This window comes from Zobellella denitrificans (assembly GCF_002237365.1).
Classification (GTDB): domain Bacteria; phylum Pseudomonadota; class Gammaproteobacteria; order Enterobacterales; family Aeromonadaceae; genus Oceanimonas; species Oceanimonas denitrificans.
Map to the genome: position 1 here is coordinate 1 of NZ_NMUO01000169.1, position 2,334 is coordinate 2,334.

General features: G+C 68.6%; 3 protein-coding genes. All 3 read right to left on the reverse strand.

Annotated features, from left to right (window positions below; genetic code table 11):
- Positions 1-33: 33 nt before the first annotated feature.
- From CGX12_RS19990 to CGX12_RS19055, 3 genes are read right to left on the reverse strand one after another with little or no spacing between them, the layout of a single operon-like run.
- Positions 34-186, reverse strand: a complete 153-nt coding sequence (locus CGX12_RS19990; RefSeq protein ID WP_176442119.1) for an adenine nucleotide alpha hydrolase family protein — start codon at positions 184-186, stop codon at positions 34-36.
- Entirely contained in the window at positions 186-935 is a 750-nt protein-coding gene (locus CGX12_RS19050; RefSeq protein ID WP_094041440.1) for an electron transfer flavoprotein subunit beta/FixA family protein, read from the reverse strand. The genes CGX12_RS19990 and CGX12_RS19050 overlap by 1 nt, the downstream gene beginning before the upstream one ends.
- Positions 936-947: 12 nt before the next feature.
- Positions 948-2,087: an acyl-CoA dehydrogenase family protein gene (locus CGX12_RS19055; protein WP_094041441.1), complete on the reverse strand. Its 1,140-nt coding sequence runs from the start codon at positions 2,085-2,087 to the stop codon at positions 948-950.
- Between the last annotated feature and the right edge of the window lie 247 nt (positions 2,088-2,334).

A 2,334-nucleotide genomic window follows, 5' to 3' on the forward strand; every position in this document is an offset into this window, starting at 1 on the left:
TGGTATAGGAGACGTGCCCAGTGGGGCGGGAACCTAGTCGTGCTGGTGGCGCCCCGCGGCCCGGCAGCCCTGGCCCGCCACCAGCACTATGAGTTCCCCGCCCAGCTGGCGGGCGGCGGCCACCGTATTCAGGGTGGCGGCCTTGAGGATACGGTTGTCGTGTTCCGCAACGATCAGGATAGCCATCAGATCACCTTCGCTTCGTGTTTCAGTTTGTCGACCAGCTCTTCCACCGAGCCCACCATGACCCCGCCCTGGCGCTCCGCCGGCGGCGTCACCCCAAGCAGCTCGCTGTGGGCCCGCAGGCTCACCCCCAGCGCCTCCGGGGTGCACGGCTCCAGCGGCTTCTTCTTCGCCTTCATGATGCTGGGCAGGGCGGCATAGCGCGGCTCGTTCAGCCGCAGGTCCGTGGTCACCACCGCCGGCAGCCGCAACGCCAGGGTCTGCAGGCCGCCATCCACTTCCCGGGTAACCAGTGCCTCCTGCCCTGCAATCTTCACCGCCGAGGCGAAGGTGCCCTGGCCCATGCCGGTGAGCGCGGCCAGCATCTGCCCGGTCTGGTTGTGGTCGGCGTCGATGCCCTGTTTGCCGAGGATCACCAGCCCCGGCTGCTCCCGCTCCACCAGCCGCGCCAGCAAGCGCGCCACCGACAGCGGCTCGGGCAGTTGTTCGGTGTGCACATGGATGCCGCGATCGGCGCCCAGGGCCAGGGCGGCGCGGATCTGCTCCTGCACCTCCTGGGGCCCGACCGACACCACCACCACCTCGGAGGCGACGCCCGCTTCCTTCAGCCGCACCGCCTCTTCCACCGCAATTTCACAGAAGGGGTTGAGCGCCATCTTGACGTTGGCCAGATCCACGTCTTTCTGATCCGCCCTCACCCTGACCCTGACGTTGTAATCGATGACCCTTTTTACCGTGACCAGTATCTTCATCGCCGTTGCTCCTCAGTGGTTCAGCAGGGTGCGCGCTATGATGTTGCGCTGCACTTCGGACGAGCCTTCGTAGATGCGCATGATGCGCAGGTCCCGCACATAGCGCTCGAGCGGCATTTCCCGGGTGTAGCCATAGCCGCCGTGGATCTGCAGCGCCCTGTCGGCAATGCGGCCGGCCGCTTCCGAGGCGTAGAGCTTGGCCATGGCCGACTCCTGGGAAAAGCGTTCCCCCTGTTCGCGCCTGGTGGCCGCCCGCAGGCCGAACATCCGCGCCGCCTCCAGCTCGGTGGCCATGTCGGCCAGCATCCACTGCAGCCCCTGGAACTCGGCGATGGGGTGATCGTTGACCTCGCGGGTCCTGGCCCAGTGCAGGGCCGCCTCGAGGGCGGCACCGGCAATGCCGGTGCAACTGGCGGCAATTTCCACCCGGCCGTTGTCCAGCACCTGCATGGCGGTGCGAAAGCCCCGGCCCTCTTCGCCGCCCAGCAGGCGGTCGGCCGGCACCTCGCAGTCCAGCGCCACCTCGAACACATGCCCGCCCCTGAGGCCCATGGTCCGCTCGGGTGCGCTCACCGCCACCCCGGCCGCGTGGCGATCGACGATAAAGGCACTGATGCCCCTGTGGCCGGCGCTCTTGTCGGTTTTGGCATACACCACCAGAAAGTCCGCCTCGGCGGCGTTGGAGATAAAGTGCTTCACCCCGCGCAGCCGGTAGCCCGAGCCGGTTTTTTCCGCCAGGGTGCGCATCGCCGCCGGATTGGAGCCGGCGTTGGGCTCGGTCAGGGCAAAGGCCCCCAACAGCTCGCCGCTGGCCGCCCCCGGCAGCCAGCGCCGGCGCTGCGCCTCGGTGCCACCGTGCAGGATGGAGTCGGTCGCCAGGAAATGGGCGGTCACCATGGAGGCGGTGGAGCCGCAGGCCGCCGCCAGTTGCTCCACCGCCAGATAGAGCGCCACCGCCGACACCCCGGTGCCGCCGCAGTGTTCCGGCAGGTTCATGCCCATGATGCCGATGTCGGACAGCGCCGCCCGGTGGCGGACCGCCGAATGGCTGCCTTCGTCTATGTCCGCCGCCGCCGGCGCTATCACCTCCCGGCAAAAGCGCTGCATGGCGTCGGCCAGCATCCGATCGTCTTCGGTAATGGTGATGTTCATGGTGATCCTCTCCTTGGGTTGTCGGTATGCCGTCGCCCCCTGACACCAGGGCGCAACGGGGCCCACCGGCCGCGCCGGTGTGGCGTAATGAAAGTGGGAATGGGCCGGCTTAGGGTCGGAACAACTCGGCGTCGTGCTCCCCCAGGGCGGGGGCCGTTGCCGGCGCCGGGCTGGCCCAGGCGCTGGCCCGTACCGGCTGCGTCATCATGGGGATCTCGCCCAGGCGCGCGTGCCGCTGGGTGCGCAG

Bases quoted from the DNA above. Each gene is read 5' to 3' on its own strand.
- CGX12_RS19990 (WP_176442119.1), bottom strand. From the start codon at position 186: ATGGCTATCCTGATCGTTGCGGAACACGACAACCGTATCCTCAAGGCC.
- CGX12_RS19050 (WP_094041440.1), bottom strand. From the start codon at position 935: ATGAAGATACTGGTCACGGTAAAAAGGGTCATCGATTACAACGTCAGG.
- CGX12_RS19055 (WP_094041441.1), bottom strand. From the start codon at position 2,087: ATGAACATCACCATTACCGAAGACGATCGGATGCTGGCCGACGCCATG.